General features: G+C 42.8%; 3 protein-coding genes. 1 reads left to right on the top strand and 2 read right to left on the bottom strand.

Annotation, left to right across the window (positions count from 1 at the left end; all coding sequences use genetic code 11):
* Both A7A69_RS08740 and A7A69_RS08745 read right to left on the bottom strand, forming a co-directional pair.
* Positions 1-424 (bottom strand): hypothetical protein (locus tag A7A69_RS08740; protein ID WP_187349206.1); only part of this gene is annotated, 424 nt, incomplete at its 3' end.
* 17 nt (positions 425-441) lie between these two features.
* Positions 442-708, bottom strand: coding sequence for a hypothetical protein (locus tag A7A69_RS08745; RefSeq protein WP_006581723.1), 267 nt, complete (start codon positions 706-708; stop codon positions 442-444).
* A 210-nt stretch (positions 709-918) separates the two neighbouring features.
* Between A7A69_RS08745 and mobQ the strand changes: the two genes are divergently transcribed.
* Positions 919-2,355, top strand: coding sequence for a MobQ family relaxase (mobQ, locus tag A7A69_RS08750; RefSeq protein WP_120371441.1), 1,437 nt, complete (start codon positions 919-921; stop codon positions 2,353-2,355).
* Positions 2,356-2,578: the final 223 nt, after the last annotated feature.

The following is a 2,578-nucleotide window of genomic DNA, read 5'->3' on the forward strand; positions in this document are numbered from 1 at the left end:
CAACTTTAACCACATTGTGGACAGGTTGGATTTTAGAGATAAGAAAAACTTCTAAGGCATTTGCTAAATAAGCCGTATCACGTTCAAAGCCTATCGTAATGATGGATCCAGCATCTTTTAATCTTGGATCTATCGCAATATATTCAGTTTTATCTTCATTCCATCGGCAATATTTCATTACCCTGGCGCTTAAGCCATTACCACGATAACGGCCAGCACCTCTAGAAGTGCCAACACCGATATAAGTCACTAAATCCCCTTTGATAAACGCATATACACCTTGTTTATCGTAATTAGGAATTTTCCCAAAATTAAAATGTACTGGTGACCATTCAGGAGGCGTTCCTAATAGATCTACATTCCAGTGATGTTCAAAAAATAATTCTGTATTACGTATTAACTCATTAAGTGTTGGATCTTCCACTACTCATCTCTCAAAATTTATAAATTAAAAAGCTTTCGGTCACGCTCATCTGTCAAATACTTATCCATCTGAGCAATTAGTTTAGCTCTGGCTTGTTCATCTTCTTCAGTGATTTTTAGCATGCAGGATCCAATTAAAATTTTGCGTCTGGTATCGTCCTTTCGTGCCTGTTCTTTCTCTTTGGCACGTTCTCTTGCCAGTGCTGCCTGTCTTTGAGCCTTTAACTGCTTTAGCTTTTCTTCCTGTGCCTTGATTTTGCTGTCTAGTGTTTCAGTAACGCTCATTAATCCAATACCATCATCCTGGGAAACCATCCCTAACATAAGCGCACTTGAATATGCATTCAAGGTGCTATATGTATAGTAATGTTTTCCTCGAAGAGCGCACTTATGCAAACGAAGTTTGCAAGTCCGATTGGGGTCTCCCCCAATACCCCGACAACCGTATTCACGGTTGTATTTCACTACGTGAAAATTTAAAAGCGAAAAATAGACATGGCGATTTACCACTTTTCAGTCAAAACCGTAGCACGATCAGCAGGGCGTTCCGCCACTGCTGCGATTGCCTATCGGGCAGGTGAAAAGATCTATTGTGAACGTGAAGGCCGAGAACATGACTACAGCCGAAAAACTGGTGTGGAATACAAAGAAATTTATTTACCCGAAAGCGCACCACAGCATTTAAAAAATCGAGAAAAACTCTGGAACGAAGTTGAACAACGGGAAACCCGAAAAAACTCGACTGTGGCCCGGGAATTTGAAATTGCCTTTCCAAGTGAACTGAACCAGGAACAACGTCTGGCCATGCTTGAAGAATTATGTGCCAGCATCGTGGAAAGACATCAGGTAGCAGTCGATGCCTGTATTCATGCACCGCATACCGGATCCGGCAGTGATGAGCGCAATTATCACGCCCATATCCTAATGAGCACACGTAAACTTACGCCAGAAGGTTTTACAGAGAAAACCCGGGAACTCGATCAGAAACACAGTGGAGAAATCGATCACTGGCGTGAACACTTTGCCGATATCTGCAATGTGCACCTGGATCTGGCCGGATCCACAGCCCGGGTCGACCACCGCAGCTACAAAGACCAGGAGAATGGCCTGGAAGCCACCCTGCACGAAGGACCGAAAGTCACCGAACTACGTAGAAGAGGCATCGAAACCGAAATCAGCCGAAGCAATGATGAAATCAAACAGAGAAATCAGGCTCAGTTGCAATACGACAAAAATATGGGCGTTCTAATTGCTGAAAATGAGATAAAACTCAGCACACTGAAAACAAAACAGCAGATCCAAATCAAAAATAGCGCTAAAACGCCACCAATTGACGAAAAAGCCCTGTTTGAGGAAAAACAGAGGGAAACCCTTGGCAAAGTGCTAAAACGCGAAATCAGCGCAAAAGACGCGAATTTAGACCTGGATTTTATGCAGCGCAATCTCAAACAAGCCGAAATAAACCTGACCAAGCACCACAAACATCAAAACGAGTTCAATCAGCAGCTCGCCCAAGACATCGTGAAAAACAGACTGAAACAAAGTCATGACAAGTTGCAAAGTCTGGTCGATCAACACAATGAATTAACCCAGAACAAACCCTTACTGTTTGGAAAAAAAGCCTGGGAAGCCCAACGTGACGAGGTTTATCAGGAACACAAAAAGCTAAAAGGTCAGCATGAACACCAGAAAAAACATGGTATGAAGGATTTATTGGAAAATGAAAAGTTCAAAGAACATGCCTGGAAGCAGTACCAACAACAACATCCGGCCAAAGCCAAGCAATACCAGACTCTATACTCAACCTATCAAGTCATTAAAAAATGTGTGAATGAGATCAAAGCAGAACAACAGCTGAAACTCAGACAAGAACAACAACTCAAAGCACAGCAACATGCGCCTAGAATGAAATCTCGTGGCATGAGTCGCTAAACAGAGCGAGTGTCTACGAGCGAACTGAGAAAATTTGCCCATCCCTTTCCCTGATTACAAGCTCCCTATCCATCAATCACCTGCTTTACAGAGCATCCCGAATGGGTGCGAACTTTCCAATTTTGATCCCTAAACCGAGCGTAGCGAGAAAAAAAAGCTTATGAGCGAAGCGAATTCCGAGCTGCTTTTGATCTTGCTTTTGCTTTTCTAAAAGTCACGAAAA

It is taken from the genome of Acinetobacter guerrae (genome assembly GCF_009372255.1).
Lineage (GTDB): Bacteria > Pseudomonadota > Gammaproteobacteria > Pseudomonadales > Moraxellaceae > Acinetobacter > Acinetobacter guerrae.